Source organism: Skermanella aerolata KACC 11604 (assembly GCF_000936425.1).
Lineage (GTDB): Bacteria > Pseudomonadota > Alphaproteobacteria > Azospirillales > Azospirillaceae > Skermanella > Skermanella aerolata.
In genome coordinates this window covers 1-333 of sequence record NZ_AVFK01000246.1, presented here as the reverse complement: position 1 = coordinate 333, position 333 = coordinate 1, and the positions used below count along the sequence as shown (strand labels likewise).

1 pseudogene is annotated in these 333 nt (G+C 63.4%); it reads right to left on the bottom strand.

The features are described 5' to 3' along the window. Positions 1-184: 184 nt before the first annotated feature. Positions 185-333: pseudogene (locus N826_RS45125) on the bottom strand (DDE-type integrase/transposase/recombinase); the annotation flags it as partial.

Here is a 333-nt window from a genome sequence, read left to right as displayed (position 1 = left end):
GGCATTGTCACGTTAACTTGGATCGGACGTGCGAAGACGTTGAAGGGCCGTAAGCCGACCTTTTATGCGGCCCTCCGGACGCACGTCTCCTGCTTCCAGACCTCGAACGCGTGGGCGCAATGGGCGCGGTACTCGGCGGCGGTCATGAGATGCCGACGGGGATGGCTATGCTGGTGAATGGGGCCATGAGCGGACAGGAACTGCTGGGCCTGGCGGGGCGACTTGAACCGCTTCATGCGCCGTTCGCGCTGGCGGGTCGGCTGATGCGAATTCTCCGCCCGGTTGTTCAGGTAGCGGCTTTGGCGATGTTCGACATGCGGGATGATCTGGCGC